The organism is Paenibacillus sp. FSL K6-4396 (assembly GCF_038002525.1).
Lineage (GTDB): Bacteria > Bacillota > Bacilli > Paenibacillales > Paenibacillaceae > Paenibacillus > Paenibacillus amylolyticus_B.
On record NZ_JBBOCR010000001.1, the window covers coordinates 4,554,892 to 4,576,532 of the forward strand.

Genomic DNA, 21,641 nt, shown 5'->3' on the forward strand with positions numbered 1-21,641 from the left:
CTTTGATTCAGTTTAACTTACGCCGTATAACGGACTTCCTTCAGAATAGCCACACCCATGCGTTGGTTGGCAGACAGATTCATAAAATTCTGTGCCGTATCAGTATCAAAGTAACGATACACCTCTTGGTCCCAGGACTTGCCTTCCACATCAATAATTAACTCATCCAGGTGAAGGATATTATGCTTCGTCACCGCGATGCAGTTATCGAATTGACCGCGGTAACCCTCGTAAGGATGAACCACGTAGATCGGAGACAAGTGATATTTGGATGTCCATTTGGATGCCTGGAAGCCTTGAGGCTCCAGTTCCAAACCGGTATCCCCCAATTCAGGATCTTGATAAGCTTTACCTTTCGGCGGAGCTTGCGTGATAAAGGAAGGATAGTGCTGCTGGAATTCAATACCTGATTTGGTTTTCAACATCTGAAGTGTGTTGTTACCTGCAGAAGTATATTGACCGTAGTAATACGTTCCTGTTGTTGCAATCTGAGAGATATCTGGTTCTTCGATTACCGCTCCAGCTGTCAGCATTACGTTTCCGTCTACGTCATTCAGGTTGTATTTGAACGGTTTCAATGCACCTGCATACAGGAAGGATTTTTTGTAATCAAGGAAGTTTACTGCTGGGTCCGCAACGAGAACCATCGCCAAACGATTGTTCATGACATTTACATACATGTATACAGGTTTTTCTTTATTCCGATCCGTTGGTGTATAGTTTTCCAGTGCCCATTGGTAGAGTACCGGATGTCCTGTTAGCTTGAATGTAGGGCGAGTGGTAACTGGTAGTGTAGTTGGTTCGCTGCCTTCCAATCCTTCAAGCAGCTGAACAGTCAACGTACTATGCTCCTCATAGGCTGGAACTGGTGCAACGACGCGTGGTACCAGAGCATGATTAATGAAACTTACATAGAAATGTTTAGTAATTGGCGTTGCTTGTGTTCCAATGGTCATGATCCCGCGAAGAATAAGTTCCTGAATACGGTCACTACTGTCCTTTTCTTCGTAAAATACTTCCCACAGATTTTGTTCCTGAGACTCGCCTGCAGTGGATTCAAATGGGAAACTCTTAAACCCTGTAACTTCCTCTTTCAGTTTTGTCAACACGTCCTGTGAAGTGGTGATTGTTTCTACATATTTAAAATTTGCCATTATGTAATCCTCCTTATTTTATCTCTTTCAAAAATGCAATCGTAATTACATCTGGTGATGGGGAATGTTTGAATAGATTCAACGGACTCTTGATACTGAAAAACTTGTAAACCTCTGTCCATGTACCCAACGCAGGTTTGGAAGGATCTTTCAGAATTTCTGTATCTACGATTAATTCATCGCGATTGACCAAGTTATGGTCGTATATCGCAACTACACCGTCCATATAACCCCGATATCCTTCTGCCTGATGCACGAGGTAGATTGGACTAGCATGATACTTTCCTGTCCAGAGGGATTTCTGGAACCCATCTGCATCTACAATCAATTTCGAAAGACCCGGGGGAAGTTTACCCACAGAAGGATAGTTCGGAAGATGCGAAATAAATGCCGGGTAATACCGCTGGAACAAGACATTACTGCGTGTCTTCAACATGGACATGGAGTCCATACCATTTGAAGTGTACTCACCGTATTTGGCATAGATATCCGGATTAAGATCCGTGAGAATATCATTTTTCGTATAACCTGTCATATCTGTTCGCAGATCACCCATACCTACAGTGACACCGAAGTTTCCTCCATGATCGTAATCATTGAACGGAACGATCTTGCCTATGTATCCAAAACTGCGGTAATAGCTATGAATGTTCGGTGAAGGATCACCTTCTAGAACAAGTACTACTCGATCATTATTTACTGATAAAGTGTAAGCTACCAGGTAATCCGGTCTGCGTTTTTTGTTAGGCAACCATGATGTTGTAGAATGTCTGCCGTGGAAAAAGCGAGCTGCCGGGCTTACGATCTCGGTCTTGCCATCATAGTCCAACTTCCACTTCGTGGACGGTGGGATGAAAGGTTTAATGGCTGATGAATCATTCCATGTCAAATACATATAATGTGCCTTCAATTGGTCAATGACTGTAGGTGCCTTCCCAATCGTTATGGTTGCAGGATCACAGATTTCATCATACGTTTCGCTCTGGCTTCCTTGAGCAACTTTCCCCTCGAAACCTTCTCCATAGTAGATGTTAATGTAATTCCAGTCATGGGCTGGCTGCTCAAACATGACATAATAATCTCGAACCTGAATCCCTGTGGGAACTGTAGGAGTCGCTTTCACTACGGTCTGAGCAGTTACATTGTTCAATACATCAGCTGTATAGAATAGTTCATCAAATTTGTAAAGTTGCTTTACAGGTTCATAAAAACTATCAACAATTGCTCCCCACGCCCAATACGGACTCCTGTCATAATAATTGTCTGGTCTTGAAAAGTTGTATTGAAACTTTCCTTTCGGTGCAAGCTTGATTGCGTATGCCCAATCTGTTGGCATTTCTGTAACAATCTCAAACTGGTTCCACTCTTTTGATGGTTTTGTTGTTCCATCGAGTTTTCCAATTACCTGACGCACCAGATACGCTCTGTACCCGTCTGGAACTGAATTATCTACAACAACGGTTACCAAGCAACCAGGAACATCAACATATTTTGTTTCATTTGTCTGAGTATCTTGGTAATTAAATTGTAAAACCTGAATTTTACGTCCTGTCTTATAATTGCCGTAAGTTTTTCCGATGTTTGCTGTGCCTGGTTGAGTCATGCCTTCCACTGCTTCGTCAAAATAGGTTTGCCTTACTTCCCATAAGCATCCATCCGCATCTAGGGCAGAGTCTCCTGTGTAACTTTTGGCTTCAGTCCAATCCGGTATTTTGTATACTTCATACTGATTTCCATCCGAATGGGTGTACATGCCAACAATGCCTTTGTGATAACTTTTACTGTAGGTCACCCACTCAGCTCCGCTAGATTCGTAAACCTTCTCCCAGCGATTGGCGTCAATCCCGCCCTCTACTCTGGGAATATCAGCACCTACGATTTCATCAGCCAGCGTGTTGATCAACTTTTGTGCTTCCGACTCTCCGTCAATATAAGCGGCAAAGTTCGTCTGCGGTTTTTGCAGTGCCATCGTCACCCTCCTTATCTCAAAAATTTGATGTTGTACCAGACCGACTTGGCTTCAGCCACCGCGTTAAAAAAGTCAAACGTGATGGTCGTTCCCGCCGGAATTGGGTAGACAATTCCGAAACTGTTCCCCATGGAAACCGACTCGGGAAGTTCCTTCGCATAAATGGTGCGGCACACCTTTTCAGTCCCGATCGTCAGTTCCCAGTAATCGCCGACACAGTAGTGGCTCGCAGCAAATGCAATGCTCAGAAACTCCGTGTCATACGCCAAGGTGAACGTATCAGACTTTGTGGTCTTCGCCGCCGGAATGTCCAACATCTGTCCCCGAATGAACGGGATCGTCTTTTTACTGAAGTGTGGGTACGGCAGCTCGCGCACTTTGTCGATGACGCCACCCGCGATGTAAGATACATTAAATGCCATGGAACCACCTCCTACATGTTATATACGACTTACGCTCGTTCCAGTTAAGCGTCCTTCGTCATCATAATTTAGACCAATATTGTAAGTGAACATGGACTCTCCAGATGCATCATATGTACGGGCTGTCACCTGCGTTAGCCTAAAATACTTGTAATAATCATAATCCGGGTGGGAGTAGCCTACCCCGGAAGGAAAGTCTTCCTCATCCTCTGAGCCAAACTTCATCCAGATCGAAACCTTCCATGCCGATTCATACAAAAGGTCTGCTCCAGTCACCCTGTCCGGGTCCTGCATGTGCTCCCGATATAATGTAACGGAAGGTTCACCTTCAAGGGGAGAAATATTCGAATTGGAGATACTGCTATATTTGCGAAGCTCCCGGTGGATGAGATCCAGCACGGGAAATACAATATTTTCATTCACAATGCCGGCCATTACACCATCACTCCCTTTCTTGCCCACATCATATCAATGACCTGTAACATGCCACGGTCGACCGAATAACTGGTTTTAATACTTTTAATCGTATAAACAGCTCGTGTGGTGGTCGTTTTATCCGTCACAATAACGTTGTCGAGCAGATCAAGCGCAGGATTCGCAGGAATGGATACCTGAAGCGTACGGCACATCCGTTTCATATCAAAAAAAGCTCGCTCTGCCACCTGTCTTTTGGCTTCAACCGTCTTCGCCCAAGGAACGGCCAGCACCATGGTTCGGATTTCTCCTTTGAGTTCGAGCAAAATCTCCTTGTCCACGAAACTGCTCTGACTAGCATTCGAGTCGATAACAACGATGTGACTTCTTCCTCTGGACCAATCCGTGGATTTCGTAATGGAGATCAAATTGTCATTCTCGGAAAACTCTGCCACGACAGGTTTGTCATAATTCAAGCGTTCCAGTCGGTATGTACCATAACGGTCACAGTAGCTTCGATACGGTATCTCCGAGATTACCTCCTGAACGGCTTCCGTAACTTTGCCTGACCATTGCTCAAACGTCCTGCCATACTCCTCAATAAATGGATTAAGCCATCCGTTCGGTGTCAGCACTGTACTTGCGTCCTTAACTTCAAACTCACCTTCCTGACCCGGTACGGGGACAATGACCCTACCCGTCTTCTGATTCACCTCAATCAGATAGGTCTCGTCAATCACGTAATCAGGATAAGAACGATCCTCACTAGTAGCCCGCCAACCCACCATACCTGCATGTTTAACCAGATCTAGTACAACCGTTGATTTGACCCAAGCCGGCTTTTCAAATTCTACAGGCTGAGCGGGTGTTGGTGTAACTGTCGGAGTGGAGGTTGCTGTAATGGTCCAGCTTGCCGGGTCTGAGAGCATCTCCTGATAATAGGTCCATACCTTATCCACCCAATTCTCCCGATCCTGACTCCAGGTCATCGGAGCAATGTCTCCACCATTATGGAAATAAAGTACATCCGCTTTGGAACTCACTTTTTTCCCTCTGGAAGCCAGCGCCTTGGACATCCGTTCTGCTCCGCGCTTCATTTGCTCCTGAATTCCCTTGTAAAGAGGATTGCAAGCACTTGTACTAGGACAGCCATATCCAAGAATAAAGCTGCCGTTCTCATCTTTACCCTTACCTTGTGTTCCGAGAACGGTCTCATGCCTGCATATCGCAAGCAAAAACTTGTGATCAGGTACACCATACGCCGCAGATTGGGCCTGTGCAGCTTGAATAATGGTTGATGTCCGGTCCGTGCCAACTGCTGCAGGCGGCACCGGATCTGGTACATTATCAATCTCATCTACTTCTGGATAGGCTTTTTTCTCGGAAATGACCTTCTCGATAATACGCTTATACATATCTCGGGCTGTAATCTCCAGCGTGGAACCCTCGCCATTGATGTCCACCTTGTCAATAAGCCCCGTAAAAACCCGCATCATGTGCTGACCATACCCCATATATATGCGTATCGGTGTATTTTCACTCAGAACCCCGATATGGAATCCGTTCGCGAAATAAGACCATGGAGACGGTACGCCCCCAAGCTCAGGAAAATGAGCAGGATTATAATCGGGGGAGAAGAATCCTCTCGGATTGGAGATCGTCAGCCGTGCCTCCCGAGCTTCAGAATCAAACTGATCATCAATTTCGGCACTAATGATATTGGGCAGAACCTGCGTGTCCATATAGACAAAAGACCCAACCTGAATAACATCCGTCTCGATCCTTCTATTATTGATAAAATCTGTGTAGCTGTTCGTTTGATAATATCCTTTAGATGGATCAAGCCCTTCTTCACTCTTTTGATTCTTCAACGGAGCAGGCAACAACTCTTGTATGCGAATATAATCAATGGCGAATTTTTTATACTTCTTACTCGAAGCAGGAACAGACCCGGTTGGGACAGTGGAGTTTTGTTTGCCCCCATAGGTCACCTTAATCTTGATACTCTTGGCTTTTGCAGGGATCACAATATTATTCAATTCCGTCAGTTTGGTCAGATCATATGCCCCGTTAAACTTATTAACATAGGCATACGTTTTACCATCAATCACCACCGCGAAAGAATCCCCTTCCGCTTCACTGAAATTAGTCCCCATTCCAATACTAAGCAGCCCTTGCGTGGGCATACTCAGTTTTGTCACGTTAATCTCAAATTCAGCTACGGCGGCTTTGCCTTCAAAGGTGTATAGCAATTTGCCTCCTGAATCAAACATAGTCCAGCCCGATTCAATCTTGGCATAATCCGAAAATTTCAATCCGATTGTATAAACGTTTTTCTCATGCCAGTTTCGCTTGTCGAACTTCTCATTCAGTTTGATCTCTCCAGGATATCCCTCGACCTTAACCGGCTTTACATCAGTAAATGTTGTTTTCGCATTTCCGTGCAATTTGCGCTGTCCCTTGAAATACAATTGAGGATTAACTGCCTTACCACCTTCTCCAGTTCTCGTTGTTGGATTGACTCCTTCCCAAATTTCAAAATGCAGATGTCGTCCCTTGCCCGCCGCACGTTCAGCCGCGGACACCTTATGACCACCAGTATATACGCCACCCGTATTGCCTAGCGTTCCAATGACAGCCCCTTGAGCTACTTCATCATCCACCAAACAGAGAATTTCTTTCAGATGAAAATATTTGGTGATTACACCGTTTGCATGTCTTATATTTACGGCATTACCAGCACCCTTTGTTTTACTATAGGATATTCGAACAACTTTTCCGGCCCATGCAGCCAAAATAGGCGTTCCAATGTCATCATACAAATCAATACCTTTATGAATTCTTGTACCTTTATCACGAGGAGAGCCAAAATTATCTGTAACTGTAATACTATCAATCGTTTTACCTTTAACCGGAAAAAAAATCTCCTGAGCATTCGCTTGAGTCGAACCGTTATATGTACCATTACTCGACTCATCCACCCAAACGGATTCTGTACTGATGATGGGTACCTGCTCGGTTACGATATGCCTGAACTCCTCTGTTCGTCCCGGGATAAATGCCAGCCGATCTACTTCGACCCGGATATTGGGAAGCGCTCCTTCCCCCAGCTTCAGACGCTGGGATAGCACATTCATAACCTCATCCGAAATTGGAATCATATTGTAATCTCCCCCTTACTTGAATCGCTCGATGGTCCATTTCATGAATCGGTCCAGGAAAGCTACAGCTTCAGCTCGTGTCATTGCGGAATTTCCAAGGAACCATATCTCTTCCTCGTCCGTCCCACCTACAGGTCTGCCCATATCCGTGACTACCGCTGCACCATCCATCTTTTTCTTGATAGGAATGCCATTAATTAGTGGATCATTGTTCGCAAATGTTTCGTCTTCCATTTCTGAGACGGCTATTTTCCAGAAGGCATCCTTATTCTGTACAACTCGCTCCTCTTTGTCCCGATAATAAATGGCCGAATCTTTGCCGACGTCTGCGAACCTCTCGCTCACATCTTTGAGATAATAGAACGTCACTTCGTCGCCCTCTGACAAAGGTTGATTAAATACAACCGTGTGGTTGTCAATTTCCGAATAAGCCGGTGTTTCTGGGACGTTATCTTTTTTTTCGTCTTTAAATTTCACTGTAACTTTAAGTTTCTTTTTACCTGCCGGATAATTGCCGTTAAGCCTAAACACCCGTTGACCTTGAAATGCTGTAATAGGCTGATTAATCTCCGTCGTTGGTGCTTCCATGTCCGTAAATCTGGCATAGAACACCTTGCGTAACTTATTAATCAGATGAAAGGCTTCTCCCCGCTGTATAATGGCATTAGGAAAGAAACAATTGTTGTATGCTGGTTTGAGGGTTGTCGCTTTGATATTTTCACTCATGAACTTGTTATTCTTCGTCCAATAATTGAACTTGCAAGTGACACCGTTTAGATTAAAAGGAAGAAACACCGAGCCCCCAGGGCTGACACAATACACATCCGTTCGGTAACCAATCGCCTTTGTTGCAATTTTGGTTACTGCCTCTGCGTCTCCCATGGTGTCTGCCCATACCTCGGAAGGAATACTGAGCCTGCGAAGCGGTTGGCCTGCTGCATACAAATATTCCTGATGATTACGACTGAATGGATCGTAGAAATAGGTCGTCGCTGCACTAAGTACAGCTCTGGGCAGATCTCCAGTCCAGGACACGGGTGGCCTTTTCCAAGCACTGTCCAGCAACGGTTCACCATAACTACAGAAGGACACCACCTGTCCTGCTTTTACACCGGTATACAACTCCACATCGGTTAATCCCTTACTATTGGTTTCAGCCGTTTGGTAGATCGTTTGAACACCGTCAATAAACACATAAAGTGGGTTGTCATCTGTTGGTTTAATCAGCACAGGCAGACTGAATGAGGTTTGCCCCGCTTGCCCCTTGATTTCTTCATATACAAAAGGCTTGCCTTCCTCAAACTTGTTATAGTTGATCCCGGCAACAAAGACTTCACCATCTTCCAAAACCATATTCGTGGCTTCCATAACATCGTTATAGAACCAGTCCCCTTCGTTTACATCAACCCATTTTCGTATGATAAACACCTCCTATCTTTAGAATAGACAGAAAAGAGAGTATCACCCTACTCTCGAATTGTTCGTTCCAGCAGACGCTTGGTTCGCATCAGGAAAGTAACAAACTCTGCTCTGGTTATGAAGTTTTCCGGTCTGAAATATAAAATGGGTGTGCCATCCAATTGTGTTACAACCGTCAGTCCCAAATCAGCCAAGCGTTCAATGGAATCTCTTGCCCAGTGGTCCTTGCCTTCTGTCGTCTGTAAATCCTGAAACTGTATTGCACTCTTACGGTCATAACCATCTTTTTTGATCAGGGTCATGGTCAATTCGACCTTGTACCCCTTCTGATCCTTATCCATCGTATCCTGATGGTAGAAAATAGGGTCGACTTTGATGGACTCTACAACACCAACATAGATATTACCCTTCTCATCATAAAATTTGTGTGTCCATCCTACGTACATCGCGTAGTCGTGATAGGATTGCTTATCTTTAAACAGGATGTTAATGATCGCCTTGTAAGAAGACACGCCCATCTGATGAAAATGCGAGGGAGCATTAATCATTTTAATTTCCCTCACTTGCGGATTGGGCGAAGGTGAAGAGTACGGATCAATTATTCTTCCGTTTACTAGCTCGAACTTCATGCCCGTATCTACATACAGCTTTCTTTTATACCGGTCATTAACTAAGCCAAACGGATTTTGCTGAGTCATATCAGACGCCCTCCTTACCTATTTTATCTGGGGATATGATTACTTCCCATTCTCGCACCAACATTGCTGGCCATTCGGTTTGCAATACCAGGACTGTTCTGCCGCAGTGTTTTATCCAACGTAGATGTCAGCCTCTCCACATCTTTTGTGCTGCCTGTCATATTATCAATGTTCACATGAACCGTAACATCACCCGAACCAACCATCACACTTTTATGTGTATTGTTCGTGGTCATGTAATCAAAGTAATCCATGACCTTAAGACCTGCTGGAATGTTGAATGAAGATATCGGTTTATCCATTTTTTTGCTAATTTCATACAAATTTTTGGACTGTTCTACACCCAATGATTGGATTTGTTTAAAAATCTGCATATATTCATCCGAGCCCGGTTTAAACACACCACTATTCAGCAGATTCTTCCAATCTTGCTTGATCGAACTTATTTGTGAGTTCATTTCTGATGCACGGGATTTGTTCAATGCAATTAATTCTGGTGCATCTTCCTTACCCCCATTAGCCGCCAGGAGATCATACATTCGTTTATCATAGTCCAACTGCGTCAACTCAAACTGATCATTCATCTTGCGTCTAAGCTCATCAATTTGGCTGTTTTTGACACCATTCAGTTCAAGCTCTGATTGTGCCTTATGCTGTTTCTTCTCATTGATCTCCAGGCCCAGTTCATCTTTCTCCTTACCTTCAGCCATCTTGTCGTACGTCTTCTGTAAACTTGCAATGGCCTTATCGAAGAACTTGATATTTTCTTGCAAATATTTCTCCATTAGCGCGCGCATCTGACCCGAATCTTCGCGAACACCACTAATCAACAGACGGGATCGAGTGACTTGGTAATTGGTTTCGTTATCACTTGTCGATTTGTTAAGCTGCCGATTAATCTTGGCAATCATTTCATCAATGCCATTGCTCTGTGGCTGAGGCGTATAGCCGTTAGCAATGGTACCTATTCCGCCCGCAGCAGGAATATACTGCATTTGAGGTTGAATATATTGTATCTGCGGTTGTTGTTGTTTGTTGTCCCCATGCGGCTTTCCAGACTCTTTATCCATTTGAATCTGGGCTTCTTTTTTCTCCTGCTTGTAGTTGTATTCCTTGCCCAGTTTCTTCTCAACTGCATCTCCGCCGTCTTCGCTCCATACCGCCTTAAATCCCTTCCAGTAATCCCCGAACTTATTATTGGTAGCATTGTTACCAAATAGGCTGCTGATTCCTCCCTTAACAACTGCATCCATTCCAAGGTTAAGGCCTTTCCACACTTTACCTACAACTGAAGACTGCTCCATATCTTTAAAATCCTTGGCCAGTTCCTCTTTATTTGTTGCACGAATACTTTGCTTCTCCGCTTCTGACTTACCCATATTACTCAGCGGATCAACAAGACCGGACACTACATCCACAGCAGTCATGGCAGCACCAAGATAAGGAACAGCTTTTAGGGGTTTCAGTATAGACTTACCGAACTTGCCGAGCTTTGCTAATTTCCCTGGAATGTCTCCTTTTTTCTTACGCTCGCTTGTAATATCACGTTGGGTAAGGATATCTCCAGGGGTTCCATCAGGTTTATCCGGACCTCTTAGTACATTCCCGTCCTTGTCACGAATAGGTGCATGACCGTTAAAAAATGCTTTTTTACTGCCGACTTCTTTCATATCTTCGAATCTCTGTTTTATCCCTCGTCGCTTGGGCTTGTCCTTCTTCTTCTTGTCTGAACCAAAATCCATAACTTCCTCAATCTTAGATTTAGCCATATCCTTAATTACGTCATTGATAAAATCTTGATGTCTCTCTAAAAAAGGTTTATTTGCTGAATCTTCCTTGTCCTCCTTCACAGGAGATCCACCGCTTCCTGCGCCTGGAACAACTAACAATCCTCCTGGACCACTCATCATACTCGCTAGCTGAACCTGTTCGAGTTCCTTCAGTTTGGATATGTATGCTGTAGCATCGATCATGCCTTGTCTAAAGGAATCATTTAACTCATTGACTTCCGTTCTCAATGTGGAGAGAACATCGTTCAATAAAGTTGACTGTTTACGCAGCTTCTGGATCTCGGATTCGTAGCGCTGAACATCGGTTGAACCGTATGTAAACTCAGCATTAAGGAAATACAACTTGTTTCGTAGTTCAACTGCATCCAGGTCCATGTCATCCATCGCCATCATCAAAACTCTAGCTTGGTGTTCAAGTTGCATCATTGCTCTACTCGTGTCATCCAGTTCTCGGCCTAGAAACTCAAGACTTCGCTTCGTCTTTGCAATCTGAATATCGAGTGAATGCATTTCTTCTCGCAACAGAAGAAGTTCTCGACTATACGTTTTGACTCGCTTCTCAGCTTCGTCACGTTCTTCTGCATGAATGGAAGAAGCCGCTGTATCCCTATCTTGTACAGCCTGATTGTACATATTATGTTTATGATCTCGGTTAGTCCGTGCCTGAAGTACATCATCTTTCTTGGCGGCAGCCCTACTTTGAATTTCTGTTCTGCGATGTTCCAGAGTCTGCAGACGACTCTGCTGTCTGCCCATTTCCTGCGCTACACCAGCACGTTGCACATCCACGACTCGAAGTGGCTCGGGAACATCGCTCCCCGTATTTTCGACTTTCCCTGGATCCGCATTCGTAGCACTGTATCGCTTCTGATCGCCTTCATTCATCACTTCACCGAACTTATCCCACGCAACCTGAACTCCGACTTCATCCATAATTCGGTTAAGCAATTCCATATGATCAACAATGCCACCCGTACGATCTCCAATTAACCGCATGACTGCGATAAGATAATCGCCCATCTCGGCAAATTCCTCTTTCAACCCTTGCATCGCCTCATGTGTTGCAATCTGAAAAGTGATTTCGATCTCTCGTTGTCGGAATTGAAGATTGTCTCTACTTCCCGTGCGCTGATGAATTGACGTGTTTGCATCCGTAGCCTTCAATTGTTCAGCAAGAAGATCGAATCTGACTCGATTCGATGCAAAAGCCTGCTGCGGAATCATATCTCCTTTGTCCTGAACCGCCAATGCAGCCTTGCTAATCCAGTTGGCTAATGTATCTTCTTCTGATGCAAGCGTTGCATTAGGGTTACCAGTTATCGAAGGGGTCTGACGCATCATATCTATCAAGTCCTGAATGCCAATATTCAACATCGTTGAAGCCCTGATCATCATGTCTGTGACTTGGGACAGATCAAAGCCACTGCTTCCTGATGCCGAAGTAACAGCTTCCAGGCCTGTTGCCGTCTGTTCTACATCCATATTGCTCACTGAATGCAGCTTGGCTACTTCATCAGCAAACGCGACTGCTTCAGATGCTTGATCATAATTACGAGAACCAATCCGATAGGCAAGACCTACATCTTCCTGATCCATACCATGTTGCAGTGCAATTCGTTGCAGATTTTTGACCGTTCCGGTTTGTGTGAATTGCCCTCTGTCATGCGTTGTCCCAGACGATCTAAGCTCTAAATTTTGGTCGGCTCGGCTTATCTGTTGATCCATCTGCTGCGACGAGTCAAGGGATTTCTTAAGTAATGTTGATGAATACCCCTTGGTTTCACCTGCTGAAATATATTTCATCGTATTCATCACGGAGTCTATCAACCCCTGTGAGCCAGCTGCAGACACATCCTTCATTTCACTGAACGCTCCACGATAAAAGTGCTCCAAATCGGTCGTCAGTGTTTCAATCATTTGCGACTGCATATCACTTCTGATTGTCTCCACTCGTCTAATCAGTGTGCTAACGCCTGAAGGGGAACTCTCTTTCAGTACTGCGTTTTGTCCAGTTAATTGATCCTTATCCGTTAATATTTCTTGTGTTAATGAATGTTTATCTCCTTGTCCTTCTGATTCAGTCAAAAGAATCACCGCCTTTATGCATAAATCCCGTTCTACCTTCATTTAGGCAAAACGGGATGTCTCTCTCTTATCCTCCGAGCGCTTGTGCAAGCATACCGATATCATCTTCAGATATCTCCGTGTAATCCTCGTCATTGAAGGTTCTTTTACGTCTGACGGTCCCATCTTCTTCAACTTCCTCGCCCTCACCGCCACCGAACATGCGAAGAGGTGCTGTCATAAGTTCAACCTCAAATTGAATATATTTCTCGGCTGACTTGCACAGCTCCGCAACCTGAGGGAGTGTGTACTCCCAAATCTCCCACTTGTTCAGCCCACAGTGTTTATGGAGGGTGAAGAAGATTTCTCCCCAGTGAACGGGTTCCTGTGTTTCCGTATCACGGATTTCGGTTCCCTCCAAAGACTCCCCCTCGGTGCGTTCTACTTTTTTAGACCGTTGAGTCCAATGAGCATATCAATGACTTTACGAGCTGTGTTCAGATCAAGGTACTCATCCAGATATTCTCGATTGATGATATACTCACCATGCTCATCTTTGGTCACGATATGTGGATAGTTTTTGAATGCCATTGCCAATACATCAAATAAATCCTGCTGCCGCTTTTCGTCCAGTTCATCATTCTCAGTCGGAATGAAATTAAGAATAATGGCATCAATATTCACCGTTTTCAGCAACTTCATCAGACGGCGTGCATCCTTCAGGTTACATGGCGGAATACGATATTTCCGTCGATCCCGCAGCGTAATAATCTCATCATCTTCAAAGAATGCACGCTCAGCAGCTTCCACTTCCTCCGGCGTCACTCGTTTGTTCTCCGGATCATCCTTGATTCGTTTCGCTGCTTCCTCATTCAGCTTTTCGGCCAGTTCACGCTCTGCTTTTTCTTGTTCTGTTTCCATGTATTTAAAGACCTCCCCAGGACATTCTCCCCTATATAATAAAAAACCTGGCAAGGCAAGGCGCTGTGAAGGGGAGGACACAGATGCCGTTTGATACCTTGCCAGGAGCAATCAACCTTATTTAAATATTAGATCTTGCTTGGTGCACTGAAGCGTTTGATACTGCCAATTTTTCCGTCAGCACGTTCAGGATCAAGAATCTGCAAGGAGATTGCAGATGCAGAAGCGGCAGCACGCTGAGCATTGATGCTGAATGTTCCTTTTGCACGACACATGTACAACTCGGTTTCAACCCCTGCATACGAACCATCTTTTTGCTGGAACGTACCGTGATGAATAACAGAGATCGGGAATGGGACTTCATCAACCAACAGATCAACCATGTCTACAATTTGGTCTCGCTTGTAGTTGAACACAACCTCTTTACCGATATGGGCAGCATTCAGAATAACTACATCATTCGCTTCGTCGTAGAAGAACGCATTGGGTTCCACGGCCGTTCCTTTGGAAGTGAGTTGTTTCAGCAACGTGTTGGAATCTTTGAGACGAACCGTAATGTCACCGTTACTTCCATAGATATCACTCGCATGCTTCGGTTTGGCTTCCGCAAATCCAGAATTGGACACGCCTGCAGCCACTGTAGACTGCTCATTCAGTACCCATACATAAGACTTCACTTGCTCTTGTACCGTTGAACCCATCATCAGCTGGATCGCATCCAGATCGAATTTGGCATCTGTTGCCGACACTTCAATCGATTTGGACTTCACCAGTACATCAATGGCGAACAGACCGTCACCACCAAAGATGTCCTCAAGCTCCACGTTAAGGTCAATTTTCAGATCTTGCAGGGTACCCAGGGTAACTACCTCAATTTCGCCCATCGGATCTTTTGGGAGGCGTTTAGCCATAAACGTACCTACACCTTTGATAATCATTTTTTTAGCCATTGAATAGTCCACTCCTTAGGATAATTATGTAATTTTAGCTACGGAGACTTGCTTAAGCCGGGATCAGGTTAAATGACTTGATGATCGGGAGATCCTTCGTTAACCTGTCTGGCTATTGGCCGTCTCTGCTTTTTATAGTGTAGAACGCTATCTTCATTCCCTAACGATAATGTAAACGAAATATATTGAAGTACGAATTGCCCTGTCATCCTTGCAAAAGGAATAGCCCTATATCTAATCAAAGAAACGACCCCTACATCAGAGGGGCCGTTCTGTTTGGCAAAGCATCTATAATTTGCGCTACCTGTTCTGCACGTTCCTTGATCTCAAATTCATCGGCAGTAACCAGATGAACATGCGAGCAATATTTGCCATGCTCATAGATTCTCTCGGGAGTAATAAAGACAACGTCAGCAACAGCTTCCATCTTGTGCTTGTGCTTCTCATATTGATCCGGATCGGTCAACGAATCAAATACGACCAGATCAGGATATGCTGTCTCGACCGAACTTGCCAGCCGACTATCGTTCACCCAATAGATTACGCGATCCCCCTGAAACAGCGTACGGACATTCTGGCCCACACGGGCTACAACAAAGTTTGGAATCTCCGGATATGGATACTCCAAGGCATCTACCTGATAGAACTCATCACTGGAATTGATATATATTACATTGTAGCCTACTTCCGCGAGTGCTTTTAACAGCCGTTGTGGTCGACGCCCGAATCGTTCACTATGAAAATCGATCGCAGGCAGATATACAATCGTTGTATCCGTGTTTGGAGTGTATGTCGTAACATTGAACTCCGTCGCGTCAATCTCTATTTCTTCAAGCTCAATTGTCGATGTAGTCGATTGGTTACCAAACATTCGTTTAAATATCTTTTTCATTTCTCATACCTCCTATGACCTGATTAATCATCCTCACGGCATCCACTGCCCTGCCATCCCAGCTATTAGACTTAGCCACCCTTACTCGTGCTGCAATTTTGGAAGCACTATTTTCACGAATCGCTTTCTCCAACATCACCCCGCAATTATGCTGATCCATAAAGTAAGTTACATCGCTGTACTTATGAACAATCTCCTCCATACGCGTTGTCAACACAGGTTTGCCCGCAGACAAATATTCATAATACTTGATCGGATCGCAGCCCCGGATCATCTCTGTCAACTTGAATGGCACGATACAGACATCGAATTGAGCAATGTAGGCGGGAAGCACTTTATAATCTTTGTGCGGAAGACAAGTCACATTGGGATGCACAATATTTTTTTGATAGAGGGCATTGTTTCCAATCAAAACAACACGATATCCCTTATCTGCAATAGCGGTAATCAGCGAATAATCCACCCACGATGCCATTGCACCGTGGAAACCCACAATCTTTTGCCCATCATGAACATCGGGGAAGTCGGCCGGTTTGGGCAGAATGACTCGCGCTTTCTCAAAATGTTGGTAATCTGCCCCGTTAGGGCACATAAAGATTGGTTTGCCGTCATGTTTATGTGCCTCGTACATCACCTTGGCAGTCGTGGCAATAAGATCTGCACGGTCAAAACATTTCGGGATGTAGGATTTCCATACAGCAAACTCATCAGCGGAATTATCAAGGTAATCAAATACGGTAAAGTCAAACTTTCGTCCATCCGAATAATTGTACTGACCTGGATTCGAGAACCAGAGTACCTTCTTTCCTTTGACCAGGTGATCGTAGTTCACACCTTTCTGCACAAGGAACAGATCCTCATTTAACTTTTCAATCGGACGGCTCTGCTTTCTGTACGTTTCTTCATTGATAAAGATAGCCCGTATACCTGGAATATTGGAGAAGGCAGTCATCAATTGCTGAGGACGTTGAAACAAGAGGTTCCAGTCAAGTGCGGGCGGGTAGACAATGGTCATTTCTATACTTTCAAAAACCGGATTTTCTTGTTGTTTTCTACGAAGCAACCAATTGAGCAATCAACTCCACCCCTTCCGCATAGGCATGAACGGGACGCAAACGAGTATCTACAAACAGTTCAAATCCCACTCTTCTAGCTTGCTCACAGAATGGTGCATCTTCACCTGTTGGATGAGAACCATATCGAACCCCTGCTTCGATCACTTCACGCTTAATCAAATATACGGCACCTGTCAGTTCTACCGGGAACAAACCCGCTTTGAATTCAGGTATATGTTTTCCGCCGATCATGGCATTATGAGCCTTTAACTTTGGGTGATTCCGTATAAGCATGGAGCATATATCTTTGTCATTATCCATTAACTGCCCTAGGCTACCCTCGGGAATAATGATATCCGTATCAATTGAGAACAGATACTCACAGTCCGATTTCAGAAACTCATCCAGAAGCATATTTCTCAACAACGCCAGATTGTGATAGGAATATTGTCCACGTATATGACCATATGTTCTCCCCAGATTATGAGTTAGATAAGGAATCTGATGACAATCAAGGATATGCTCCGTCTGATCTTCACTATCATTCAGGATATACATATAATGCTTCTGCACTGCTTGTTGCTCAAGCGATTGCAAGTGTCGTTCCATAATCCAAGCCCGGTTTCGTACAGGACTACCTATAAATACGTTTTTCACAGTCCATCCCCTCTCCCTTTTTACATAGTCTAGACTGTTGCTCTATAACCTTCGCACATTAAACAAAAAAGGAGTGATTCCTCAAAAGAAGAGAGAGAACGAAGCATTTTTCCTATTCTAGTACAGAAGGAGTTGATGAATATGTATACCAAACAAACCATTATTCACACATGGAAAGAAGGTGACAGGCATGCTGGGGAGTGTAGAATTAATCCACAACTGGTTCCAAATGGCCTCTGATGGAGAAGCCCATGCTTCTGTTCGATTTGGGGATGCTTCCAATACCATTCTGGCCCACGATGCCGTTCTAACTATGGATTTCATTAAGTCTCATTACGGCTGGTTGAACGATCCTACCTATTGCGGGATAACCTTGCCCAACGCGAGTGCGAGAGAAATTATTGTACACTGCCTGCGAAAAGCGGATTACGTTGGACACCTGATCCAAACAGATCACTGGTATTTCAAGCCATTATTTGATATGTGCCTTGCATATTACAAAGTTGAACCCAGAGAGACCTTCTATGCTTTTGAGAATAATTACATCGCCCGATTTAAGTTATTCTATGAAACTTTCAAGACCATGCCTATTCTGATCTGCGGAGCCAAGGCCGAGCAATATCGAGAAATTCTGGAGCGGAGATACGGGTGGACAAGCATCGTGGGAACGGTGGACTGCCCCTCGTGGTCTCATGTGAGCACAGCATCCAAACAAATGGAACATATCTACCAACAGACACCGTGGAAGCTTGCTCTGGTGTGTGCAGGTGCACCCGGTAAGGTACTGGTTATTAAGGCCAAAGAACTGCAAACGGTAGGTGTTGACTTTGGTTCCGGAGCAGATGTTGCCATTCAAGCCGACAGCGAAAATCTGAACGCATGGGATTACAACGGATTTCCTGATTATTGGGAAGGCAGACCCAAAAAATGACCCTCTCCGGGTCTTTTTTATTGGATAAAACGGTGATTCCAATCCGATTTTATTGATTTAGTGGCTGTTGATAAATTAAACTATCTGCCTTATTATTGTTAAGATAACTCCTAATCTAACCTGGTTTAAACTTGCATGAAGAGGAGCTCTGCTAAGATATTCAAACCGTTGGAGGGAAATGTAATGGCGTACTCGCAGTCAAAGACCGAAATAGTAGCAACACATTTACGAACAAGATTTATGGAAGGTAACGTGGAGGGACATGAGATCGTTGTTGCCTTGATCAGTATGGTCAAAGCTGAGAAGATTAATTTAGATGAGGTTGCCCCTATTCTCTCTACAGTCTTTTTCGAACAACCGCAAGGTATTCTGTTGGCACTCGAAAAAGCTAGCACTCTGATTGATGATGAATTAATTGATTCCATTCTCCACGAAGTAAACGAAAAAGCTTAATCTTACATACAAAGGGAGAGCTTATCATCAGATATTAATTTACAACAACCAGTTATTCTCTCCACACTTTTAGATTAAATAGATTCATCACTGAGAAATTGGACTTTCTCGTTATTTTCTGTCCTCCTCCGCTTATTCTAGTAGTATTACGAAGGAGGGGACACCCATCGAGACAGTGAATAAAGCCATTTTATTTTTAGTAGTTATTGAAACCATGCTTGAAGCGCTCCACCATACAGAAGTAGATCAGACAGAACTAGTGGATTCGCTTGTTATGTTAGGTTTTGATCCCATTGAGATGTTGTACGAGACAAATACCATTAGATCTTTCCAAAAGATATGCAGGGCTTTCGCAGAACTCCATCTTACAGATGAGGCCCTGGACATGTTCTCAAAAGAGTAGTTACATAAGCAGAACCCCACATCACATTCGACGTGGGGTTCTGCTTTTTTTGAATTTCGAACCCTTTTTGAACCGGATCAGCTTAACCTTCCCCATCCTGCCTCGTATAGGTCATCTAGGGACCATGGACATCTCCATCGCCCCTGTTGACTCTGACTTAATAAACGAAAGGATGGTTGTATGAGCTCACCCACACCAACACATGTGATGGAGACCAATCAACTCGCTGTTATTGGAGTCGTCGATGAATCCTCGATTCAGACCCAATATGAACTTGAGTATCCTGACCATATCGTGATTATACAACATTTTTATTTTTTGAAAAATCCGGCACACTTTAACTCCTGGTTAACCAGGAGGCATCCTTAGCTCCTAATCAATATGTACTGCTCTCGCGGTTAGGACTTTTTACGTCTGCGCTCATCAATTAAAACTTTCAGTAACAACAATTCTCCATAGGTTAACTTCTTCTTGCGTACCTTCTCTACCCATGCCCAATCTTCAATCACCTTGTCGTTGTAGGCATCTTCAATGAACTGATCAAGTTCATTCCAGGCCCATTGTGCATAATCCAGAACCGTATTCATATCATCATCCTCCGTTACTGATATTTCTTGTAGTGGGTTTAGTTTTATATGTACTGCTTGCTTAAATCTTTCATATTCACCTGGTTGCTTAATCCATGGCAATGGGCATTCCTTCCATCCAACCACTTCTTTATGTGTGAAGAAGACGGGTGGAAAGCCTCGTTGCCTGATTAGGTATACCGCGAGGTCTACAACGTTATTGAATGTATCTTCATGGATACTGCCATCCTTTTCAATGCACATCTCAATGCCCACTGTACTATTGTTCGGATATGTCCCAAGTTTGGCCAGAGCTTCCTTCGTGTATGTTGCACTCCCGCAGTGATAGGCCAGTTCATCATCCGGGAGACTGTTATATATCGAAGTTCGATCTACCGAGAAATGTGCACTTGCATAACGACCTTTCACTGCTTTATTGGAATCTTGCTGTGCCAGACTTGCAAAGTATTTGCTAATGTTCTTCGCGGGCGCCCCGGGAGAAGCCGTATAATGCATCACAATCCCACGTTTTGCTTTTAATTTCAGTCCGGCTCGGCTGTATTTATTCACAGGTATGTAATCCTTAGTGATCTGTATCATGACATCTTCTCCTTATCTTCAACTTGATCTTCATTCCCTCGAAGCTTAAAGAGTGCTGAAGTGATAAACTTCGGTACAGGCAGGCCCAGTTTTCCCATGTTCTCCAAAATACTGATTCCTTCGGTACCAATGATGAACATTAACATTGCATCTCGCATAAAATCATTTGAATTGCCTGCAACCATATCCAGTTGATGTGCAATAATGACAAAAACAAATGTCAATGACTTACGAGCAAGCCCCCACCATCCAACCCTGCTGGATAACTCCTTCCTATACCATGCAGACAGCACCCCTGTGATGTAATCCAGCCCCACAAAGATGGTCACTGCAATAAACAGGTGATCAATTCCTCCTACCAAATACACGACTGCCGATAGCAGCCAGCCAAACAAAACCATAAACACGGTATCTCTGTGCATTAACGTTCCCCCTTCAATAACCTATTTCATGTCTAGGTTAGGCGGATCATAGACATAAGTCTCATGTAATACGGAAACCACCGAAAAAACACCTCACCATTCGCTGAACAAACAGCAAAAATCCCTCACGCTGGGATGCGGGAGGGATCATGACCAACTGATTCAGCTATAGGTTGAAGGATCTGGTGTTACTGGTACATCTGTTGTATTCGTTGGTGTTGTATTACGTTGGAACATGCCTTGAATTCGATCAAGAACATAAGGTGTAGAGTCAATGAGTTTCTCAAACAGATGTGTGGAGTTATCGAGTGGCACAATGTGTACCCCCTGTTTACCTACCACCAGGAACGCAATAGGACGTATGGATACACCGCCGCCACTACCGCCACCAAATGGAGAAGCCACTTTTGCTGAACTGGCATGTTCAGCAGAGGTACCCGTAGCACCACTTTTGCCATTACTTTCTCCATTGACGTGAAAATCACTACCACCGGCAGCAAATCCGAATCCCACCTTACTGATTGGCAGTATCACGGTACCATCTGGTGTTTCAACTGCATCGCCAACAATTGTATTGACATCCACCATGGCCTTGATATTTTCCATAGCGGTTTCCATTAAGCCTTGAATTGGATGATCTGACATTTTAATTCCCTCCAGTTTCAATGTAAGCTAGGTTTGATCTAACCATATCATCCCC

Annotated in this window: 21 protein-coding genes; 4 read left to right on the top strand and 17 right to left on the bottom strand. The window is 44.2% G+C overall.

Annotated elements, in window-relative coordinates; all coding sequences use genetic code 11:
* Positions 1 to 17 precede the first annotated feature (17 nt).
* The 14 genes from MHB85_RS19870 to MHB85_RS19935 form a co-directional block, all read right to left on the bottom strand.
* A complete protein-coding gene (locus MHB85_RS19870) occupies positions 18 to 1,154 on the bottom strand; it encodes a hypothetical protein (RefSeq protein WP_036607790.1) in 1,137 nt (378 codons plus the stop codon).
* Between the two features lie 13 nt (positions 1,155 to 1,167).
* Positions 1,168 to 3,123 carry a hypothetical protein gene (locus MHB85_RS19875; RefSeq protein ID WP_341073544.1) on the bottom strand — a complete coding sequence of 652 codons (1,956 nt, stop codon included), beginning with the start codon at positions 3,121 to 3,123 and terminating at the stop codon, positions 1,168 to 1,170.
* 11 nt (positions 3,124 to 3,134) lie between these two features.
* A complete protein-coding gene (locus MHB85_RS19880) occupies positions 3,135 to 3,545 on the bottom strand; it encodes a hypothetical protein (protein WP_076331348.1) in 411 nt (136 codons plus the stop codon).
* 18 nt (positions 3,546 to 3,563) lie between these two features.
* Entirely contained in the window at positions 3,564 to 3,968 is a 405-nt protein-coding gene (locus MHB85_RS19885) for a hypothetical protein (RefSeq protein WP_341073545.1), read from the bottom strand.
* Between the two features lie 11 nt (positions 3,969 to 3,979).
* Positions 3,980 to 7,120, bottom strand: a complete 3,141-nt coding sequence (locus tag MHB85_RS19890) for a M23 family metallopeptidase (protein ID WP_341073546.1) — start codon at positions 7,118 to 7,120, stop codon at positions 3,980 to 3,982.
* A 15-nt stretch (positions 7,121 to 7,135) separates the two neighbouring features.
* A complete protein-coding gene (locus MHB85_RS19895; protein ID WP_341073547.1) occupies positions 7,136 to 8,548 on the bottom strand; it encodes a hypothetical protein in 1,413 nt (470 codons plus the stop codon).
* Positions 8,549 to 8,586: 38 nt separating this feature from the next.
* Entirely contained in the window at positions 8,587 to 9,237 is a 651-nt protein-coding gene (locus MHB85_RS19900; protein WP_341073548.1) for an S-layer homology domain-containing protein, read from the bottom strand.
* Positions 9,238 to 9,260: 23 nt separating this feature from the next.
* Entirely contained in the window at positions 9,261 to 13,112 is a 3,852-nt protein-coding gene (locus MHB85_RS19905) for a hypothetical protein (protein ID WP_341073549.1), read from the bottom strand.
* 67 nt (positions 13,113 to 13,179) lie between these two features.
* Positions 13,180 to 13,512, bottom strand: a complete 333-nt coding sequence (locus MHB85_RS19910; RefSeq protein WP_197997652.1) for a hypothetical protein — start codon at positions 13,510 to 13,512, stop codon at positions 13,180 to 13,182.
* Positions 13,513 to 13,532: 20 nt separating this feature from the next.
* Complete coding sequence (locus MHB85_RS19915) at positions 13,533 to 14,012, bottom strand: hypothetical protein (protein ID WP_076331342.1); 480 nt, start codon at positions 14,010 to 14,012, stop codon at positions 13,533 to 13,535.
* Between the two features lie 128 nt (positions 14,013 to 14,140).
* Positions 14,141 to 14,962, bottom strand: a complete 822-nt coding sequence (locus MHB85_RS19920; protein WP_105599484.1) for a hypothetical protein — start codon at positions 14,960 to 14,962, stop codon at positions 14,141 to 14,143.
* Positions 14,963 to 15,215: 253 nt separating this feature from the next.
* The gene (locus tag MHB85_RS19925) at positions 15,216 to 15,854 is read right to left on the bottom strand and encodes a hypothetical protein (RefSeq protein WP_341073550.1); all 639 of its coding nucleotides are present in this window, start codon (positions 15,852 to 15,854) and stop codon (positions 15,216 to 15,218) included.
* Positions 15,838 to 16,917: a glycosyltransferase gene (locus tag MHB85_RS19930; RefSeq protein WP_341073551.1), complete on the bottom strand. Its 1,080-nt coding sequence runs from the start codon at positions 16,915 to 16,917 to the stop codon at positions 15,838 to 15,840. Before MHB85_RS19930 ends, MHB85_RS19925 begins: the two co-directional genes overlap by 17 nt.
* The gene (locus MHB85_RS19935) at positions 16,907 to 17,566 is read right to left on the bottom strand and encodes a glycosyltransferase family 2 protein (protein ID WP_341073552.1); all 660 of its coding nucleotides are present in this window, start codon (positions 17,564 to 17,566) and stop codon (positions 16,907 to 16,909) included. Before MHB85_RS19935 ends, MHB85_RS19930 begins: the two co-directional genes overlap by 11 nt.
* Before the next feature lie 190 nt (positions 17,567 to 17,756).
* Here MHB85_RS19935 and MHB85_RS19940 point away from each other — a divergent pair, with 190 nt between their 5' ends.
* The 4 genes from MHB85_RS19940 (at position 17,757) to MHB85_RS19955 (ending at position 19,722) form a co-directional block, all read left to right on the top strand.
* Complete coding sequence (locus tag MHB85_RS19940; protein WP_192130956.1) at positions 17,757 to 18,497, top strand: GT-D fold domain-containing protein; 741 nt, start codon at positions 17,757 to 17,759, stop codon at positions 18,495 to 18,497.
* 183 nt (positions 18,498 to 18,680) lie between these two features.
* Complete coding sequence (locus tag MHB85_RS19945; RefSeq protein ID WP_036607821.1) at positions 18,681 to 18,950, top strand: hypothetical protein; 270 nt, start codon at positions 18,681 to 18,683, stop codon at positions 18,948 to 18,950.
* A 175-nt stretch (positions 18,951 to 19,125) separates the two neighbouring features.
* A complete protein-coding gene (locus MHB85_RS19950) occupies positions 19,126 to 19,353 on the top strand; it encodes a hypothetical protein (protein ID WP_341073554.1) in 228 nt (75 codons plus the stop codon).
* Between the two features lie 180 nt (positions 19,354 to 19,533).
* The gene (locus tag MHB85_RS19955; protein ID WP_146117051.1) at positions 19,534 to 19,722 is read left to right on the top strand and encodes a hypothetical protein; all 189 of its coding nucleotides are present in this window, start codon (positions 19,534 to 19,536) and stop codon (positions 19,720 to 19,722) included.
* 29 nt (positions 19,723 to 19,751) lie between these two features.
* On the opposite strand, the gene MHB85_RS19960 is transcribed toward MHB85_RS19955, so the two are convergent.
* The 3 genes from MHB85_RS19960 to ytfJ all read right to left on the bottom strand — a co-directional run bounded on the left by MHB85_RS19960 (position 19,752) and on the right by ytfJ (position 21,586).
* Positions 19,752 to 20,519, bottom strand: coding sequence for a peptidoglycan recognition protein family protein (locus MHB85_RS19960; RefSeq protein WP_105599495.1), 768 nt, complete (start codon positions 20,517 to 20,519; stop codon positions 19,752 to 19,754).
* Positions 20,516 to 20,941 (bottom strand): phage holin family protein, encoded by a 426-nt coding sequence (locus tag MHB85_RS19965; protein ID WP_036607828.1) that lies wholly within the window; start codon positions 20,939 to 20,941, stop codon positions 20,516 to 20,518. The genes MHB85_RS19960 and MHB85_RS19965 overlap by 4 nt, the downstream gene beginning before the upstream one ends.
* A gap of 162 nt (positions 20,942 to 21,103) precedes the next feature.
* Positions 21,104 to 21,586, bottom strand: a complete 483-nt coding sequence (ytfJ, locus tag MHB85_RS19970) for a GerW family sporulation protein (RefSeq protein WP_105599496.1) — start codon at positions 21,584 to 21,586, stop codon at positions 21,104 to 21,106.
* Positions 21,587 to 21,641: the final 55 nt, after the last annotated feature.

Excerpts from the sequence above, each read along its gene's own strand:
- MHB85_RS19870 (WP_036607790.1), bottom strand. The coding sequence starts at position 1,154 with ATGGCAAATTTTAAATATGTAGAAACAATCACCACTTCACAGGACGTG.
- MHB85_RS19875 (WP_341073544.1), bottom strand. The coding sequence starts at position 3,123 with ATGGCACTGCAAAAACCGCAGACGAACTTTGCCGCTTATATTGACGGA.
- MHB85_RS19880 (WP_076331348.1), bottom strand. The coding sequence starts at position 3,545 with ATGGCATTTAATGTATCTTACATCGCGGGTGGCGTCATCGACAAAGTG.
- MHB85_RS19890 (WP_341073546.1), bottom strand. The coding sequence starts at position 7,120 with ATGATTCCAATTTCGGATGAGGTTATGAATGTGCTATCCCAGCGTCTG.
- MHB85_RS19900 (WP_341073548.1), bottom strand. The coding sequence starts at position 9,237 with ATGACTCAGCAAAATCCGTTTGGCTTAGTTAATGACCGGTATAAAAGA.
- MHB85_RS19915 (WP_076331342.1), bottom strand. The coding sequence starts at position 14,012 with ATGGAAACAGAACAAGAAAAAGCAGAGCGTGAACTGGCCGAAAAGCTG.
- MHB85_RS19920 (WP_105599484.1), bottom strand. The coding sequence starts at position 14,962 with ATGGCTAAAAAAATGATTATCAAAGGTGTAGGTACGTTTATGGCTAAA.
- MHB85_RS19925 (WP_341073550.1), bottom strand. The coding sequence starts at position 15,854 with ATGAAAAAGATATTTAAACGAATGTTTGGTAACCAATCGACTACATCG.
- MHB85_RS19940 (WP_192130956.1), top strand. The coding sequence starts at position 17,757 with ATGCTGGGGAGTGTAGAATTAATCCACAACTGGTTCCAAATGGCCTCT.
- MHB85_RS19945 (WP_036607821.1), top strand. The coding sequence starts at position 18,681 with ATGGCGTACTCGCAGTCAAAGACCGAAATAGTAGCAACACATTTACGA.
- MHB85_RS19955 (WP_146117051.1), top strand. The coding sequence starts at position 19,534 with ATGAGCTCACCCACACCAACACATGTGATGGAGACCAATCAACTCGCT.
- MHB85_RS19960 (WP_105599495.1), bottom strand. The coding sequence starts at position 20,519 with ATGATACAGATCACTAAGGATTACATACCTGTGAATAAATACAGCCGA.
- MHB85_RS19965 (WP_036607828.1), bottom strand. The coding sequence starts at position 20,941 with ATGCACAGAGATACCGTGTTTATGGTTTTGTTTGGCTGGCTGCTATCG.
- ytfJ (WP_105599496.1), bottom strand. The coding sequence starts at position 21,586 with ATGTCAGATCATCCAATTCAAGGCTTAATGGAAACCGCTATGGAAAAT.